Here is a 17009-nt window from a genome sequence, read left to right on the forward strand (position 1 = left end):
CCGCAGGTGAGTCGATAGCGGCGCATCATACGCTGTCAGCTATCGGCACTCACCTGCGTCGGTTCGGGGCAGCTTTTGTCGCCGTCGTTCAAGCCTTGCTTGTAGTTGCGGCTCAGCAGCGAGGCCTTGCCGTTATGCCAGGTCAGGGTCAGCACGTAGAGCGTGTCGTAGTCGCTGCCGGACCAGTCATCGGTGATGGTGTGCTTTTCGCCCGACGCTTCGCTCGCCACCCTGTTGATCAGCTCCGGCAGATAGCCGTGGGACCAGGCGGTGTAGATGATGGAGTTGTGGTACTTGTCCTCCACCAACTCGTCAGCGAGGTCGTGGGTATCGTTCGCCGAAAACTTGATGTTCACCGGCAGGCCCAATTTGATGGCGCTGGGGGTGATGGTCATCAACGGGCGAATGTAGCTGTAGGAATTGTCCAGTTCGCCTTCTTCCACATTCCGTGTCGGGTTGGCGGCGAACACGAAGTTGGCCTTGCCGAATTTTTCCGGGAGCAGGGTGGCCAGGTTCATCGCTCGGTTGAGGCCCTGGCAGTTGAGCTGGCCCAAGCCGCCGGCGGGTTTTTCGCCATGGCGCAGGAACACCAGGGTTTGTACGCCGTCCACCGGCTCGGCGCTGCTGACGCGCGACTCCAGGGTCAGGCCGATAGCACCGCCTACGAGCAGCAGCGGCAACATGATGTATGAATATCGTTTCAGGCGTAGCGCAAGGCACAGAGGCTTGATAATCATTAGTGTCGAGTCTTCAGTGCATCGGATTAAGGCGGACAAGCCCGGCCCAGTGACGCATCCAGCGTCCTGCGGTGTTCCCTGTCAATAAAACGTGTTGCCTCCATTCACCGTTTGAGTGCACTTAAGAGTGCCCTCGGGCCTATTGGTTCGCCCATGCGGGATAATAGCCAGCGGTTGTTGCGTATTGATGACCCATGCAGGGCACCGTAGTGATAGCTATGATGGGGACTTTCTGAACAGGGACTTACGATGAACCCACTCGCCGCTTTCCCGATCAACAGCAAATGGCCCGCGCAGCACCCCGAACGCTTGCAGCTTTACTCGCTGCCGACGCCCAATGGGGTAAAAGTCTCGATCATGCTCGAAGAGCTGGGGCTGCCCTATGAAGCCCACAAAGTCAGCTTCGAGACCCAGGACCAGTTGTCGCCCGAGTTCCTGTCCCTGAATCCCAACAACAAGATCCCCGCGATCATCGACCCCAATGGCCCTGGCGGTTCGCCACTGGCGCTGTTCGAGTCCGGCGCGATCCTGATCTATCTGGCGGAGAAAACCAGCCAGTTGCTCTCCGAAGATCCGGCCACCCGCTATGAAACGATCCAGTGGCTGATGTTCCAGATGGGCGGCATCGGGCCGATGTTTGGCCAGTTGGGGTTCTTCAATAAATTCGCCGGCAAGGCCTACGAAGACAAGCGTCCCCGTGACCGCTACGCCGCCGAATCCCGGCGCTTGCTCGACGTGCTGGAGAAACGCCTGCTGGGCCGCACATGGATCATGGGCGACGAGTACAGCATCGCCGACATCGCGACCTTCCCGTGGATCCGCAACCTGATCGGCTTCTACGAGTCCGGTGACCTGGTGGGCATCGCCGACTTCCCTAATGTGCTGCGCGCGCTGGACGGTTTCGTCGCCCGGCCGGCAGTGATCCGTGGCCTTAATATTCCGAGTTGAAGCATGCCGACTTTTGATTTCAAGCAACTGGACGTCTTCAGCAGCGTGCCGCTTAAAGGCAACCCGCTGGCGGTGGTGTTCGGTGCTGACAGCCTGACGGATCAGCAGATGGCGGACTTCGCCAACTGGACCAACCTCAGCGAAACCACGTTTTTGCTGACGCCGCGTGATCCCAGGGCCGACTACCGGGTGCGAATCTTTACCACCTTGACGGAGCTGCCGTTCGCCGGGCACCCGACGCTGGGCAGTTGCCACGCGTGGCTGAAGGCCGGCGGGATTGCGCAAGGCGAGGAGATCATCCAGGAGTGCGAAATCGGCCTGGTGCGTATCCGTCGCCAGGGCGATGAGCTGGCATTTATCGCGCCGCCGTTATTGCGCTCCGGGCCGGTGGAGGCCTTGTTGATCGAGCGCGTGCGTCTGGCGCTGGGTTTGGCGCCTGAAGCCATTGTGCGCAGCCAATGGGTCGACAACGGCGCGGGCTGGCTGGCAGTGATGCTGTCGGATCGCAATCAAGTGCTGGCTCTACAACCGGACTATTCGCAACTGCTGGGTTTGGCGGTGGGCGTGATCGCCCCCTGCGATCCCACGCAGGATGATGTGGACGCACAGTTTGAAGTCCGCGCCTTCATCGCGGGCGATGGCGCCCAAGAAGACCCGGCCACCGGCAGCCTGAACGCTGGCGTTGCCCAATGGCTGCTGGCCGAAGGCCTGGCGCCTGAGTGCTATGTGGTTAGCCAGGGCACGGCCATCGGACGGGCAGGGCGGATTCGTGTTGAGCGTGAGGGCGATGAAATCTGGGTCGGTGGCGCTGTTGCGGTGTGTATCGAAGGGCGATTGCAGCTCTAGATCAATGCATTGTTACGGGCGGCGCAATACACTATTGGCCCCTTGGCGTTTGTGCTGCCGGGGCCAAGGGGCATAAGCTTTCGCCCCAAAGATTTCTGCCTTCTGCCCCAAAGATTTCTGCCTTCTGATAGGAAAGCCATGACCAGCCAGTTCCCCCAAACCCGCCCACGCCGCCTGCGCCGCTCCCCGGAGCTGCGTGGTTTGTTCCAGGAAAGCGAATTCACCCTCAACGATCTGGTACTGCCGATCTTCGTCGAAGAAGAAATCGACGATTTCGTGCCCATCACCAGCATGCCCGGTGTGTTGCGTATCCCTGAGAAGAAACTGGCCGGCGAGATCGAGCGCTATGCCCGCGCCGGCATCAAGTCGGTGATGACTTTTGGCGTGTCCCACCACTTGGACGCCAGCGGTAGCGACACTTGGAAGGAACGTGGCCTGGTCTCGCGCATGTCCTCGATCATCAAGGACGCCGTGCCGGAAATGATCGTGATGTCCGACACCTGCTTCTGCGAATACACCGATCATGGCCACTGTGGCGTGATGCACGGTGCCCATGTCGACAACGACGCGACCCTGGTCAACCTCGGCAAGCAAGCCGTGGCCGCTGCCCGAGCGGGTGCCGATGTCATCGCACCCTCGGCGGCGATGGACGGCCAGGTTCAGGCGATTCGCCGCGCCCTGGATGATGCCGGTTTCACTCATATCCCGATCATGGCGTACTCGACCAAATTCGCCTCGGCCCTCTACGGCCCGTTCCGTGAAGCCGGCGGCAGCGCGCTCAAGGGCGACCGTAAAAGCTACCAGATGAACCCGATGAACCGCCGCGAAGCGGTGCGCGAATCGTTGCTGGACGAACAGGAAGGCGCGGATGCGCTGATGGTCAAGCCTGCCGGTGCCTACCTCGACATCATCCGCGACATCCGCGAAGCCTCGCGCCTGCCGGTGGCGGCGTACCAGGTCAGCGGCGAATACGCGATGATCAAATTCGGTGCCCAGGCGGGTGCGATTGATGAGGACCGTGTGGTGCGCGAGGCATTGGGCTCGATCAAGCGCGCGGGGGCGGACTTGATCTTCACCTACTTTGCGATGGATTTGGCGTTGGCTGGGATCTAAACCTGCCTCCACTGGAGGAGCTGGCTTGCCGGCGATACAGGCACCTCGGTCTTTCAGTAAAACCGAGGTGATGCTATCGCTGGCAAGCCAGCTCCTACAGTTTTGTGTGGTGTCAGCGTTGCGCAAACGCCAGGTTCAACCCCAGCCCCGCAAAGGCTGCCGCAAAGCTGCGGCGCAGCCAGTTCTGTACCCGTGGTGATTCGATCACCGCGCGGCGAAATACGTTGGCCAGCAGGCCATACACCACGAACACCGCAAATGTCATTGCCATGAATACAGCGCTCAGCACCAGCATTTGCAGGGCTGGCGCCGTGCTACCAGGCGTGACGAACTGGGGCAGGAAGGCCAGGAAGAAAATGGTCAGCTTCGGGTTGAGAATGTTCATCAACAAGCCGCGCGACATCAGGGTCCATGCGCTGGAGAGCGTCGGTGTTTCGCTGACCGCAAAGGCCGAACGATCGCGCCAGGTGGCATACGCTACGTACAGCAGGTAGGCGACGCCTGCGTACTTGAGCATGTCGAATGCCAATGCGCTGGTGTGAAGCAGGGCGGACAGGCCGAGAACAGACGCCAGCAAATGCGGGATGATCCCGGCGGTACAGCCCAACGCTGCGAATACACTGGCGCGCTTGCCGGCGGTGAGGCCGGTGGACACCGTGAATATCACGCCGGTGCCGGGAATCAATACGACAATCAGGCAGGTAATCAGGAAGTTCAGGCTGAGCATGGCATTCAAACTCCGTGTACGAATGGTCGATGACCGATCCTGTCACATTTTTCGGGTCACTGGCGAGCGCGCAAGGTGGGCGAACCCTGGTTAGACTTACCGGTCGATATCTGCAATGCCCCGGCCCGCCGCCACCCAAGGAAGCTCCATGTACCCAAGCCGCCTGATCCTGTGCTTTACCACTTTACTGGTACTGGCCGGTTGCTCCACCACACGCAACCCGCAACAGCCGGAGCGCGGCGAAGCCGAGGTGAAGGCGCAGATCGTGCAGTTGCTACCGGCCCAGGTGTCTGATCGCAAGGGGTGGGCCCAGGACATCTACACCGCCTTCGATACCCAGAAAATCTACCCCAGCACGGAAAACATCTGCGCGGTGCTGGCGGTGACCGAGCAGGAGTCCACTTACCAAGTGGACCCACCCGTGCCGAACATGGGCAAGATCGCCCAGGATGAAATCCTGCGGCGCGCCGGAAAAGTCCATGTGCCGGCGTTTGTGGTCCGCAGCGCACTGCAACTGCGTTCGCCCACCGGCAAGACTTACGCCGATCGCCTGGGCGCTGCACGTACGGAGAAAGACCTGAGTGGCATCTTCGATGACTTCATCAGCATGGTGCCCCTAGGCAAGACCCTGTTTGGTGGCTTCAACCCGGTGCATACCGCAGGGCCGATGCAGGTGAGTATCGACTTTGCGCAGAAACAAGCGCGAGGTTATCCCTACACGGTGGACGGCAGCATTCGCCGCGAAGTGTTCACCCGCCGGGGCGGCATGTACTTCGGTATCGCGCATTTGCTCGGTTATCCGGTTAACTATGACCAGCCGTTGTACCGGTTTGCCGACTTCAATGCCGGCTGGTACGCCAGCCGCAATGCCGCGTTCCAGGCTGCCGTCAGCCGTGCCTCGGGCACCGACCTGGCCTTGGATGGAGATCTGATTCGCTACGGTTCACTGCTGCCGGGCACTACCGAGCTGGCGGTGCGGTCATTGGGTGCGAAGCTGGACATGCGCAACCCCAGCATCCGCAGCCAGTTGGAGCAAGGCGAGCAACTGGACTTTGAAGACACCACCCTCTACAAGCGCGTGTTTGCCCTGGCCGACAAGGCCGCGGGCAAACCGATGCCACGGGCGATCCTGCCGGGCATCGTGCTCAAGAGCCCCAAAATCACCCGCAATCTCACTACCGCCTGGTTCGCCAAGCGGGTGAATGAACGTTATCAGCGGTGCATGAAGCGCTGATCAGCTTTGTGGTGAGCGGGCTTGTCCCGCGCTGGGGTGCGTAGCAGCCCCAATCAAAGACACTGAGGACTTTCAGGTGTCACTCTGCGGCTCATTCTGGGGGTGCTTCGCACCTAAGCGCGGGACAAGCCCGCTCACCACAGGGCGGCTCTTCACAACAAAGCGGCGCCACAGCCACACCCACAACCACACCACCGGAAACGCCAGGATCACGAACGGCAGTACATAGGCCGACCGCTCCAGGGCGTCGGCAGTGCCGTCCACCAGGTTGTCGCCCAAGCTGCTGAGCATGCGGCTGAACCTCGACTGCTGGTTTGCACCGTCGGAGGAGCGGAAGTTCAGGGTCACACGGTTGGTATCGACGCGGCGTTGCTGGCCGGCGGCAACCTGTGCCAGTTCCTGCAGCTCGTTTTCAATGCCCGCCTGTTCCTTGCTTAAGGCAATCAGGTCACTGACGGTGATGTCCTTGCGTTTGGCCAGTTCGTCGAGGCGTAGCTGCTGGGCTTGCAGACGGTCCTGGCGACGGCGCACATCGGCAACGGCATCGGCCAGGTCTTCAGCGGTGGTGATGCGCTGGCCGAGTTTGCCACCTTCAGCAGCCATCGTGACCATCGGTTCCACGCCGGTCGGCGCGATGCGCAGGATGATCTGGCCGCCGCTGTCGTTTTCGGTGATGCCGAGGATATTGCAGGCGCCAAAACGCGCGGTTTCGCAGGCTTCGCGAGTGGCCTGCATGCGCGGTGAAAGCAAAGCGCCGGGAAGGGCCAGACTCAGTTCGTGTTCGTAGGCCAATTGCGCGCCGGCACGGCTTTGTTCGCCGTTGATCACCCGTGCGCGCGAGTGGTCACTGGGCGAGCAGCCAACCAGGGCCAAGCCGGCGAGCAGTGTCAAAAGAGGGGCACGAAGTGCGAGGGATTTGCCGTCCGGGTGGCGCATTGCAGTTCCTTGAGGGAGTGGATGCGGCGATTAAAGCGGGTCTGGTGGATTAACGCAAAGCATCGCGGGGGATTTGCGCGGTAGATGGTAATGGCCGCTGCTTGCGGCCAGGCGTACATCTCAACCTTCACTCCAGGGAAGAATCCGCCATGATCACTCACGCCGTACCTGAAGGTTTTGTGTCATTGCCCCGCAGCAGTCCATTGCTGGATCTGCTCGGCCCGGCCTATTGCCGAGGGGAGGGCCTGCAACTGGAGATCGGCCTGCGTGCCGACAATCGCCACGCCAATGGACGCGGCACCGTGCATGGGGGCGTGCTGGCGACCCTGGCGGACATCGGCATGGGTTACGCGATGGCCTTTTCCAGCGAGCCGCCACTGCCGTTGATTACTGCGAGCATGACCTTGGATTACCTGGGGGCGGTGCAGGTCGGGGAGTGGATTGTGGTGCGGTTGGAGCATCACAAGCGGGGGCGGCAGATGGCGTTTGCCACGGTGAGCTTGCAGGTGGGGGAGAAGGTGGTGGCGCGGGCGAATGCGGTGTTTGCGGTGCCCCAATCCGACAGGCAATAAAGATCAAATGTGGGAGCGAGCAAGCCCGCTCCCACATTTGAACTGCGTTTTTCAGATAGAACGCATTAAGAAAAGGCCTGGTTTTCGTGGAACCAGGCCTTTTCCGTGTTGCTCTTTGAATCAGTTGCGTTCGAGCGTCAGCGCGACACCCTGGCCGCCACCGATGCACAGCGTTGCCAAACCTTTCTTGGCATCACGCTTGATCATTTCATGCAGAAGCGTCACCAGCACGCGGCAGCCTGACGCGCCGATTGGGTGGCCGATGGCGATGGCGCCGCCGTTGACGTTGACCTTCTCTGCATCCCATTCCAGCTCTTTGCCCACCGCCAGGGATTGTGCGGCGAAGGCTTCGTTGGCTTCGATCAGGTCCAGGTCGCCCAGGCTCCAGCCGGCTTTGTCCAGGCAGCGGCGGGTGGCCGAGACCGGGCCAATGCCCATGATGGCTGGGTCGACGCCCGCGTTGGCGTAGCTGGCAATACGCGCCAGTACCGGCAGCCCAAGGGCCTTGGCCTTGTCGGCGCTCATCAGCAGCACGGCGGCGGCACCGTCGTTGAGGCTGGAGGCGTTGCCGGCGGTGACGCTGCCGTCTTTCTTGAACGCCGGTTTCAGTTTGGCCAGGGACTCGGCAGTGGTGCCGGCGCGAGGCTGTTCATCTACGGCGAAGGGCACTGGATCGCCTTTACGCTGGGGAATCAGGATCGGGGTGATCTCATCGACAAAGCGGCCTGCTTCAATAGCAGCAGCGGCTTTTTGCTGAGACGCCGCAGCGAACGCGTCCTGGGCTTCACGGCTGATGCCGTACTTGTCCACCAGGTTCTCGGCGGTGATGCCCATATGGTAGTCGTTGAACGCATCCCACAAACCGTCGGTGATCATGCTGTCGATCATCTTCGCGTGGCCCATGCGCAAACCGGTGCGTGCGGCGGGCAGTACATACGGGGCCAGGCTCATGTTTTCCATGCCGCCGGCGATGATCACTTCGGCGTCGCCGCAACGGATGGCCTGGGCGCCCAGGTGCAGGGCCTTGAGGCCGGAGCCGCAGACCTTGTTCAAGGTCAGGCTGGGCACCGCGTGAGGCAGGCCGGCGAGGATCGAGGCCTGGCGCGCCGGGTTTTGGCCGCTGCCTGCGGTGAGTACCTGGCCGAGGATCACTTCATCCACTTGGGCCGGGTCGAGGCCAGTCTGTTCCAACAGGCGACGGATCACGGCAGCGCCCAGTTCCGGTGCCGGAATGTTCGCCAGCGAACCCTGGAAGCTGCCCACGGCGGTGCGGGTGGCAGCAACAATCACGACGTCTTGCATGGAATCTGTCCTCACTGGAAGTGCATTTCTGGAACGTGGTCCGGGACGATCAGTTTACCGGCGGTCTTGCTCACAATCTCCTCAACGCTGACGCCAGGTGCGCGTTCCTTGAGGACAAAAGCGCCATTTTCGATTTCCAGGTAGGCCAGGTCGGTCAATACACGCTTGATGCAGTTGGCGCCGGTCAGCGGCAGGCTGCACTGGCTGAGCAACTTGGACTCACCGTCCTTGGACGCGTGGGTCATGATCACGATGATGTTTTCCGCACCGGCCACCAGGTCCATGGCGCCGCCCATGCCTTTGACCAGCTTGCCGGGGATCATCCATGAGGCGATATTGCCTTGTACGTCCACCTCAAACGCGCCAAGCACGGTGAGGTCGACGTGGCCGCCACGGATCATCGCGAAGGACTCGGCGGAGGAGAAGATCGACGCGCCGATGCGCGCGGTGACTGTTTGTTTGCCGGCGTTGATCATGTCGGCATCAATGGTTTCTTCGGTAGGAAAAGGGCCCATGCCCAGCAGGCCGTTTTCCGATTGCAGCATCACTTCCATGCCTTCGGGGATGTAGTTGGCCACCAGGGTCGGAATGCCGATGCCGAGGTTGACGTAGAAGCCGTCCTGCATTTCGCGGGCGACGCGTTGAGCCATTTGTTCGCGGGTAAGAGCCATTTTTATGTGTCCTTATTGTTCGGGCTGGGGGCGGATTATTTGCGCACGGTGCGCTGTTCGATGCGCTTCTCGAACGTGCCGCAGATGATCCGGTCGACGTAGATGCCAGGGGTGTGGATCTGCGCCGGGTCCAGCTCGCCCGGTTCGACGATTTCTTCCACTTCGACCACGGTAATCTTGCCGGCGGTGGCGGCCAACGGGTTGAAGTTCTGGGCGGTGTGGCGATAGATGACGTTGCCGAAGTGGTCGGCTTTCCAGCCTTTGACGATGGCGAAGTCGCCGGTGATGGATTCTTCCATCAGGTACGGACGACCGTTGAATTCGCGGGTTTCCTTGCCTTCGGCCACCGGGGTGCCGACGCCGGTCGCGGTGAAGAACGCAGGGATGCCGGCGCCGCCAGCGCGCATTTTTTCGGCCAGGGTGCCTTGAGGGGTCAGCACCACTTCGATTTCGCCGCTGAGCAATTGCTTCTCGAACAGGGCGTTTTCACCGACGTAGGAAGCGATTACCTTGCTGATCTGTTTTTCTTCCAGCAACACGCCCAGGCCGAAACCGTCGACGCCACAGTTGTTGGAAACCACGGTCAGGTCGCGGGTGCCTTTGCGCTTGATCTCGGCGATGAGGTTTTCCGGAATGCCGCACAGGCCAAAACCGCCGGAGAGTACGGTCATGCCGTCTTCCAGGCCTGCCAGTGCTTCCTCGTAGGACGCCACGCGTTTATCGAAACCTGCCATATGCACCTCTTTTATTGTTTGTGGGCCAGCCAATGAGTCGAGTGTTGCTCCGGCTGATTGATTTGTTAAGTTGTTTTTTAAGGTTGATTGATTTAAAAAACAGCATAGTCGCCCGGCCATTTGGAGTAGCGTCATGACAGTTAAACAGATGCGCGCGTTTCTCGCCGTGGCCCAGAGCCTGAGTTTTGCCGCCGCCTGCGAGCGCCTGCACCTTTCCCAATCGGCGCTGAGCCTGACCATAAAGGGGCTGGAGGAAGGCCTGGGTGGGCGCCTGTTCAGCCGCAATACACGCAACGTTGCCCTGACGCCTGAGGGCGAATCCCTGCTGCCCCTGGCGCGCCGGCTGATTGCCGACTGGGACAACGCCGAAGACGAACTGCGCCAGCGTTTCACCCTGCAACGCGGGCGAGTCACGGTCGCGGCGATGCCATCGTTTGCGGGCAATTTGCTGCCACCGATCCTGAAGATATTCCGCGCGCGTTACCCGCAGGTGAATGTGACCGTGCATGACTTGATCAATGAGCAAGTGCTGGAGATGGTGCGCGACCGGCAGGTGGAGCTGGGCGTGGCGTTTGAGCCTGCTGAAGGCTCATCACTGGCGTTTACGCCGTTGTACCTCGATCGCTTCATCGCCGTGGTGCCGGGTGATTCGCCCTTGGCTGCCTGCGCCGAAATCGATTGGATAACCTTGCTGGAGCAGCCGTTTATCACGTTGCAACGGCCGTCGACGGTACGGGTGATGCTGGAAGAACACTTGGGCGCTTTACAGATGAAGTTGCCGGTCGCCCTGGAAAGCCATCAACTGGCGACAGTGGGCAAGATGGTCGCGAGTGGTTTGGGTGTCAGCGCGGTGCCAGCGTTGTGCGCACGGCAAATGGAGGAGGCGGGCGCCCATTGCATTACCTTGAGCGATCCGGTGATCGAACGGCCGATTGGTGTGCTGACCAAGCCAGGACATGAGCTCTCGGCAGCGGCGCAAGTATTGTTTGATATTTTCCGGGATGAAGCGGCAAAAGGCCGCTTCCCACGTTGACCCTGTAGGAACCGGCTTGCCGACGATAGCGGTCTTGGGCACGGCGGTGTCCTAAGGAATGCGTCGCCGGCAAATTTGCGTCGATAAAAAAGAATAATGGCAATAAAAAAGCCCGCTCGGCTAACCGAGCGGACTTAATAAGCTAATTAGTATTTATCAGCAGTATCTATCAATCACTTTAACGTGCGATTGGCCTTTGAGGTTCTGCCATTCGGTATTAAGTGTGTGGAAGACCTGCTCGATAAAGTTGCGATCGGCCGCCGCTTTCTTGCCGACATAACCCTGGCCGCGACGGTACATCTTCAGGCGCGCCGCCAATTCACGGTTATTGCGGTCGAACTCGGCTTCTTCGGTGTGGGGCGCCAGGCAGTCGATTTGGACTTCGCCCGATTTGCCAATCCACAGGATATGGTCGTCGAGTGTGTCTTTCTGCGCTGCGAACATCTCAGCCAATTCATCGATAGTTGGTTGGTTGTTCAGATTCATGTGTAAGCCCCTTGACCAGTTGGCGATCTATCAGTTAGTTCGTTAAAACATCTTTAGTTGTCTCCGGTTGCGAAAACCGGGCGTCGGCGACTGTCTGCCGAATACGGGCAGGGTCTTGAACCTGATGCATGTAGTCTTGCTGATGAACTGCTACGCAATGCTTTCATAACGAAGACAAGCCGCATTTGAGCGTCTTGTACCGAGCCCTGCGGGCCGGTCAGCTTCATCAATCCGCCTTGTGGGCAGTGCACATCCGGAAAAAACAGCTCGGCGGTCAGACGAGCTTGTTCAAAACGCTTGTTGCCAACGCTCCCGATCCGGGAGACGTCTCGATAATGCAAGGACAAAAAGGTTACGTCAACGGTTATGTAGTGATTATTTTTGATCACTACATAAATCGCCGTGGTGAAGGGAGAATGCGGGAAAACGTGACTTGGGCGTCATTTTCTGGAGGTGCAAGTCAGGCGGATATCAGGCTAATCGCTCAGCCAGCAAGGGCAACAAGCGCTCGCATTCAGCTTCGATCTTCACCTGTAACAGATCATCCCCCCGGGTCTTGCCCAAGTTGATGGCAATGACGGGTTTGCCCTGTTCGACCACGGCCTTGCACAGGCGGAACGCCGAATAAGCCATCAGCGACGAGCCCACCACCAGCAAACCCTCGGCATGCTCTACCGCAGCCATCGCCCTGGCTGCTGTTGCTGGCGCTACGTTCTCGCCAAAAAACACGACATCCGGCTTCAAGCGTTCGCCATCGCAATGGGGGCAGCGGGGGACCTGGAAGTGTTCTTCCAAAGCAGGGTCGAGCAACGTGTCGCCATCCGGCGCCTGCACCGCGTGGACCTGCGCCAAATAGGGGTTGTCGATTTCCATCTGTCGCTGGATTGCGTCACGCTGGCTGCGCAATTGGCAATCCAGGCACAGCACCCGGTGCAGGCTGCCGTGCAGTTCGATCACGTCATGGCTGCCGGCCTGATCATGCAGGGTGTCGACGTTCTGGGTGATCAACCCACTGATGCGCTCGCGCTGTTGTAGCGTCGCCAGGGCCAGGTGCGCCTTGTTCGGTTGTGCAATGCGGACCCTTGGCCACCCCAGCATCGCCCGCGCCCAATAACGGCGCCGCGCTTGCGGGGTGGCGAGGAATTCCTGGTACATCATTGGCGCCTTGCCCCGACGCACGCCTTCGCTGTCGCGATAATCGGGAATGCCCGACGACGTGCTGATCCCGGCACCGGTCAACACCAGAAAACGCCGGTCTGCCATGGCCCGGTACAGGGTGTCGAGGTGGTCCTCTTGATGTTCCAGCATGTCGAGCATGGGTTCCCCTATTCGCCGCGGATGTACTGCTCCAGCTGTTTGATCAGGTCAGCCTGGTCGGCAATGGCTTCTTTTACCAAGTCACCGATGGAGAGCAGGCCCAACAGTTTGCCGTCTTCGACCACCGGCAGGTGGCGCAGGTGACTGTCGGTCATGATGTTCATGCACTCATCCACCTTTTTATGGGTGTCGACGGTGATCACCGGAGAGCTCATCACCTCATGCACCTTTGTGGTGACCGACGATAGCCCCTTGAGCATGATTTTGCGGGCGTAATCACGCTCGCTGATGATGCCTACCACCACGTCATCCTGGACGACCGGCAAGGCCCCGACGTTTTTCTCCGACATCCTGACCAGTGCTTCAAACACGGTGTGGTCGTGTTTGATGACATGGACTTCCTGGTTTTTCTTGTCCTTGGCTTTGAGCACTTCTGCAACGGTTTTCATGGCGGCCACTCCGGTTTTTGTTGGTTAGTCAGGCTCCCCTTACAGAATCCTAGACGGCCCGCGCGGCGGCAAGGTCCAAAGCGGCGTTAAACCCGTCGAAAAACGTCATTCGCCGGTTTTTTTCGCGATTTACCCCGCAGTTGTCGGCTTTTTCGTCCGTTTAGGGCTGGCTGCAGTCTTGCGTGGCGCGCTCTTGCGTTTCTTTTTCCACGGCGCGGCGCCTCGGCCTGCCTGCCGGGCTGGCCGGGCCGGTGATGGTCATGCGCATGCCATTGCAACGTGCCACTTGCTTGCTCATCCAGGCCGCCTGTTTGGCCACGAATTCCTCCAGGCTCATTTCACCGCTTTGCACCATATCCAGCGCCTGCTCCCAGATTGCCGTGGTGCCGGGGTCTGCGATAGCGCGAGGCACGGCGTCGATCAGGCTGAACGCTGCCGGGGTGGCCGACAGCGCCTTACCGTTCTTCACCAGGTAGCCACGGTCCAACAGGCCCTGGATGATGCCGGCGCGGGTGGCTTCGGTGCCGATGCCGGTGGTGTCCTTGAGCTTTTGCTTGAGCAGCGGGTCTTCCACCAGCTTGGCGACGTTTTTCATCGCCTTGATCAGGTCGCCTTCGGTAAAGGGCTTGGGCGGTTGGGTCCACAGGTCCTTGAGGTTGACCTTGGCCACGGCATAGTCCTGGTCCTGTACCAATGCCGGCAACGCTTGTGGGGCTGGCGCTTCACGCCCTTTGGCTGGCACCAAGGCTTCGGGCAAGGCGCGTTTCCAGCCCGGGTCGATCACCACTTTGCCCACCGTGCGCAACGCTTGCCCCGCGCAGTCGAAATCCGCCTGGGTGCGGTCGTATTCATGGTTGGGCAGGAACTGCGCCAGGTAGCGTGCACGAATCAAGGTGTAGACCGCACGGTGCTTGCCGGTGAGTTGCCCGACATCCTTGCCGGCGCCGGTCGGGATGATGCCGTGGTGGGCGCTGACCTTGGCATCGTTCCACGCCCGTGAGCGGCGTTGCGGGTCGATATGTGGCATCAGCTCGTTTACGGCTGCATCAGCGCGCCCCAGCGCAGCAAGAATCTTCGGCGCGTCACTGTGCTGGCTCAGTGGCAGGTAGCCGCAATCGCTGCGCGGGTAGGTGATGGCTTTGTGGGTTTCATACAGCGATTGGGCGATATCCAGGGTTTCCTGCGCGCCGAGCCCCAGTTTCTTCGAGCAGATTTCCTGCAGGGTGCCCAGGTCAAAGGGCAGGGGAGCGACTTCGCGCATGCGCTCGGTACGCAGTTTCACCAGCCGTGCGATGGCGGCATTGGCCATGGCATCGGCTGCGTCTCGTGCCAGTTGCGGGTTGAGGCACCGGCCCTGGTCATCACAGGCATCCTCGGCCGCACGCCACTGGGCGGTGAACGTCATGCGTTCGTGGCGCAGATCGACATCGATCGCCCAGTACGCCACCGGCACAAAATCGGCAATGCTGCGGTCGCGGTCCACCACCAGGCGCAAGGTCGGCGTTTGCACCCGTCCCACGGGCAAGACGCCTTGGTAACCGGATTGGCGCCCCAACAAGGTAAACAAACGACTCATGTTCATGCCGATAAGCCAGTCGGCGCGGGAACGGCCCAGGGCCGAGTGGTACAGGCTGAAGGTCTCGGCGCCGGGCTTGAGTGCCGCCAGGGCCTTGCGAATGGAGGCATCGTCGAGGGCCGACAGCCACAGACGCTGGATCGGCCCGCGATAGCGGCAATGTTCCACCAGCTCGCGGGCGATCATCTCGCCTTCGCGATCGGCGTCGGTGGCGATCACCAGTTCTTGGGCTTCTCCCAGCAAACGCTTGACCGCCTTGAACTGGCTGGCGGTCTTGGGCTTGACGCGCATCTTCCATTTTTCCGGGACGATGGGCAGGTCGGCCAGCACCCAGCGTTTGTACTTGGCGTCGTAGGCGTCGGGTGGGGCGGTTTCGAGCAGATGGCCGATGCACCAGGTGACCGTGACCCCATTGCCCAGCCAGCACCCGTCGCCACGGCGGCTGGCGCCGAGCACGGCCGCGATATCTTTGGCCTGGGAGGGTTTTTCACAGAGGTACAGCCGCATGCTCAGCCCGTTCGTTACGCTATTGAATGAAGAGCAGAATGGGCAAAAGAAGGGATTTGATCAACTATTATGTGTATGGATATACAGCAATTTGTGTGCGCCCCCGTCCGGCAAGGGAAAGGGGCGCCTTCAGTCAGTTGTTATCAATATCCACGTGCCGTGTTTCTTTCAGGCAGAACAGCCCCACGATCAGGCTCACCCCGGTCACCACCACCGGATACCACAGGCCGTAGAAGATATCGCCGGTGTACACCACCAGCGCGAACGACACGGTCGGCAAGAACCCGCCAAACCAGCCGTTACCGATGTGGTAGGGCAGGGACATCGAGGTGTAGCGGATGCGGGTCGGGAACAACTCCACCATCAACGCAGCCAGGGGGCCATAGCACATGGCGGCAATCAGGATCAGCGCCACGATCAGCACCACCACCATGGTCTTGTTGACCTGCGCCACATCCGCCGAAGACGGGTAACCGGCCAGGGTCACGGCGCCACGCAGGGCTTTTTCGTCAAACCCGTCGATGCGTACGTCACCTACGCTCACCTGCACCGGGCTGCCGGCCGGTGCGGCGGCGCTGCTGTAGGGCAGGCCCTGCTTGACCAGGAAGGTCTTGACCTTGTCGCACGGGCTGTCGAATTTGGCCTTGCCCACCGGATCGAACTGGAAGGTGCAAGTGGCCGGGTCGGCCAGCACGGTGATCGGGGCCTGGTGACTGGCCTGGTCCATCGCCGGGTTGGTGTAGTGCGCCAGGCTCTTGAAGATCGGGAAGTACAGCGCGGTCGCCAGCAGCAGGCCGAGCATCAGCACCGGCTTGCGGCCCACCTTGTCCGACAGCCAGCCAAAGAAGATAAAGAACGGCGCGCCGATCACCACGCTGATGATCAGCAGCATGTTGGCCAGGGCCGGGTCCATTTTCAGGAACTGGGTGAGGAAGAACAGCACATAGAACTGCGCCGCGTAGAAGGTCACCGCCTGGCCGCCGTTGATGCTGAACAGGGCGATAAGCACGATCTTGAGGTTTTCCCATTTACCAAACGAATCGCGGATCGGCGACTTGCTGGACTTGCCTTCCTCTTTCATTTTCAGGAACGCCGGCGACTCATGCAGGCTCATGCGAATCCAGGTGGAAATACCCAGCAGCACGATGGAGAACAGGAACGGAATGCGCCAGCCCCACACTTCGAACTGGTCACCGGTGAAGTAACGGCAGGCCAGCACCACCAGCAGTGACAGCAGCAGGCCGAGGGTCGCGGTGGATTGAATCCAGCTGGTGTGGAAGCCGCGTTTGCCGGCGGGCGCATGTTCCGCCACGTAGGTCGCTGCGCCGCCGTATTCACCGCCCAGCGCCAGGCCTTGCAGCATGCGCAGCACGATCAGGATGATCGGTGCCGCAATGCCGATGCTGGCGTAGGTCGGCAATAGCCCGACACAGAAAGTCGCCACGCCCATCAAGATGATAGTGACGAGGAAGGTGTATTTGCGCCCGATCATGTCGCCCAAGCGTCCAAACACCAGCGCGCCGAACGGTCGCACCACAAAGCCGGCCGCAAAGGCCATCAAGGCAAAGATGAACGCCGTGGTGTCGTTGACCCCAGCAAAGAACTGCTTGCTGATCACCGCCGCGAGGGCGCCGTAGAGGAAGAAGTCATACCATTCGAACACCGTCCCCAGGGACGAGGCGAAGATGACCTTCTTTGAGTCGTTGCGGGTGATGACGGTGTTGACCGCCGAACCCAGGGGTTGAGCATGTTCTGACATCGGGTAGCCCTCACAGTGATTATTTATTGTTGTTCCACTGTCGGCGCCAGGTCTGGCGCCGC

16 protein-coding genes and 1 pseudogene are annotated in these 17009 nt (G+C 60.5%); 6 read left to right on the forward strand and 11 right to left on the reverse strand.

Annotated elements, in window-relative coordinates:
- Nucleotides 1-35: 35 nt before the first annotated feature.
- Nucleotides 36-737, reverse strand: coding sequence for a hypothetical protein (locus tag U367_RS0128435; protein WP_028619591.1), 702 nt, complete (start codon nt 735-737; stop codon nt 36-38).
- Nucleotides 738-986: 249 nt separating this feature from the next.
- Between U367_RS0128435 and U367_RS0128440 the strand changes: the two genes are divergently transcribed.
- The 3 genes from U367_RS0128440 (at nt 987) to hemB (ending at nt 3644) form a co-directional block, all read left to right on the forward strand.
- Nucleotides 987-1685, forward strand: coding sequence for a glutathione S-transferase N-terminal domain-containing protein (locus tag U367_RS0128440; protein ID WP_028619592.1), 699 nt, complete (start codon nt 987-989; stop codon nt 1683-1685).
- A 3-nt stretch (nt 1686-1688) separates the two neighbouring features.
- Nucleotides 1689-2531 carry a PhzF family phenazine biosynthesis protein gene (locus U367_RS0128445; protein WP_028619593.1) on the forward strand — a complete coding sequence of 281 codons (843 nt, stop codon included), beginning with the start codon at nt 1689-1691 and terminating at the stop codon, nt 2529-2531.
- Nucleotides 2532-2669: 138 nt separating this feature from the next.
- Nucleotides 2670-3644: a porphobilinogen synthase gene (gene hemB, locus U367_RS0128450; protein ID WP_028619594.1), complete on the forward strand. Its 975-nt coding sequence runs from the start codon at nt 2670-2672 to the stop codon at nt 3642-3644.
- Between the two features lie 112 nt (nt 3645-3756).
- Here the strand turns inward: hemB and U367_RS0128455 are convergent, their stop codons facing one another.
- Complete coding sequence (locus U367_RS0128455) at nt 3757-4371, reverse strand: LysE family translocator (protein ID WP_028619595.1); 615 nt, start codon at nt 4369-4371, stop codon at nt 3757-3759.
- A 148-nt stretch (nt 4372-4519) separates the two neighbouring features.
- On the opposite strand from U367_RS0128455, the gene U367_RS0128460 reads away from it, so the two are divergent.
- Entirely contained in the window at nt 4520-5605 is a 1086-nt protein-coding gene (locus tag U367_RS0128460; RefSeq protein ID WP_028619596.1) for a DUF1615 domain-containing protein, read from the forward strand.
- 72 nt (nt 5606-5677) lie between these two features.
- On the opposite strand, the gene U367_RS0128465 is transcribed toward U367_RS0128460, so the two are convergent.
- The gene (locus U367_RS0128465; RefSeq protein WP_028619597.1) at nt 5678-6541 is read right to left on the reverse strand and encodes a DUF4349 domain-containing protein; all 864 of its coding nucleotides are present in this window, start codon (nt 6539-6541) and stop codon (nt 5678-5680) included.
- Between the two features lie 149 nt (nt 6542-6690).
- Between U367_RS0128465 and U367_RS0128470 the strand changes: the two genes are divergently transcribed.
- Entirely contained in the window at nt 6691-7113 is a 423-nt protein-coding gene (locus U367_RS0128470) for a PaaI family thioesterase (RefSeq protein ID WP_028619598.1), read from the forward strand.
- A 120-nt stretch (nt 7114-7233) separates the two neighbouring features.
- Here U367_RS0128470 and U367_RS0128475 read toward each other — a convergent pair whose 3' ends face one another.
- From U367_RS0128475 to U367_RS0128485, 3 genes are read right to left on the reverse strand one after another with little or no spacing between them, the layout of a single operon-like run.
- Nucleotides 7234-8415: an acetyl-CoA C-acetyltransferase gene (locus U367_RS0128475; RefSeq protein ID WP_028619599.1), complete on the reverse strand. Its 1182-nt coding sequence runs from the start codon at nt 8413-8415 to the stop codon at nt 7234-7236.
- 11 nt (nt 8416-8426) lie between these two features.
- Nucleotides 8427-9086, reverse strand: coding sequence for a CoA transferase subunit B (locus tag U367_RS0128480; RefSeq protein ID WP_003211625.1), 660 nt, complete (start codon nt 9084-9086; stop codon nt 8427-8429).
- Between the two features lie 35 nt (nt 9087-9121).
- A complete protein-coding gene (locus U367_RS0128485) occupies nt 9122-9820 on the reverse strand; it encodes a CoA transferase subunit A (RefSeq protein ID WP_010211319.1) in 699 nt (232 codons plus the stop codon).
- Nucleotides 9821-9953: 133 nt separating this feature from the next.
- On the opposite strand from U367_RS0128485, the gene U367_RS0128490 reads away from it, so the two are divergent.
- The gene (locus U367_RS0128490) at nt 9954-10853 is read left to right on the forward strand and encodes a LysR family transcriptional regulator (RefSeq protein ID WP_028619600.1); all 900 of its coding nucleotides are present in this window, start codon (nt 9954-9956) and stop codon (nt 10851-10853) included.
- A gap of 156 nt (nt 10854-11009) precedes the next feature.
- Here U367_RS0128490 and U367_RS0128495 read toward each other — a convergent pair whose 3' ends face one another.
- The 5 genes and pseudogenes from U367_RS0128495 to U367_RS0128515 all read right to left on the reverse strand — a co-directional run bounded on the left by U367_RS0128495 (nt 11010) and on the right by U367_RS0128515 (nt 16947).
- Nucleotides 11010-11339 carry a hypothetical protein gene (locus U367_RS0128495; protein WP_016977362.1) on the reverse strand — a complete coding sequence of 110 codons (330 nt, stop codon included), beginning with the start codon at nt 11337-11339 and terminating at the stop codon, nt 11010-11012.
- A 471-nt stretch (nt 11340-11810) separates the two neighbouring features.
- Nucleotides 11811-12656, reverse strand: a complete 846-nt coding sequence (locus tag U367_RS0128500; protein WP_028619601.1) for an NAD-dependent protein deacetylase — start codon at nt 12654-12656, stop codon at nt 11811-11813.
- Nucleotides 12657-12664: 8 nt separating this feature from the next.
- The gene (locus tag U367_RS0128505) at nt 12665-13105 is read right to left on the reverse strand and encodes a CBS domain-containing protein (protein WP_028619602.1); all 441 of its coding nucleotides are present in this window, start codon (nt 13103-13105) and stop codon (nt 12665-12667) included.
- Between the two features lie 129 nt (nt 13106-13234).
- A pseudogene (locus tag U367_RS01000000130385) lies at nt 13235-15188 on the reverse strand (DNA topoisomerase III).
- 133 nt (nt 15189-15321) lie between these two features.
- Nucleotides 15322-16947, reverse strand: coding sequence for an MFS transporter (locus tag U367_RS0128515; protein ID WP_028619603.1), 1626 nt, complete (start codon nt 16945-16947; stop codon nt 15322-15324).
- Nucleotides 16948-17009 lie beyond the last annotated feature (62 nt).

Source organism: Pseudomonas canadensis, assembly GCF_000503215.1.
GTDB lineage: Bacteria > Pseudomonadota > Gammaproteobacteria > Pseudomonadales > Pseudomonadaceae > Aquipseudomonas > Aquipseudomonas canadensis.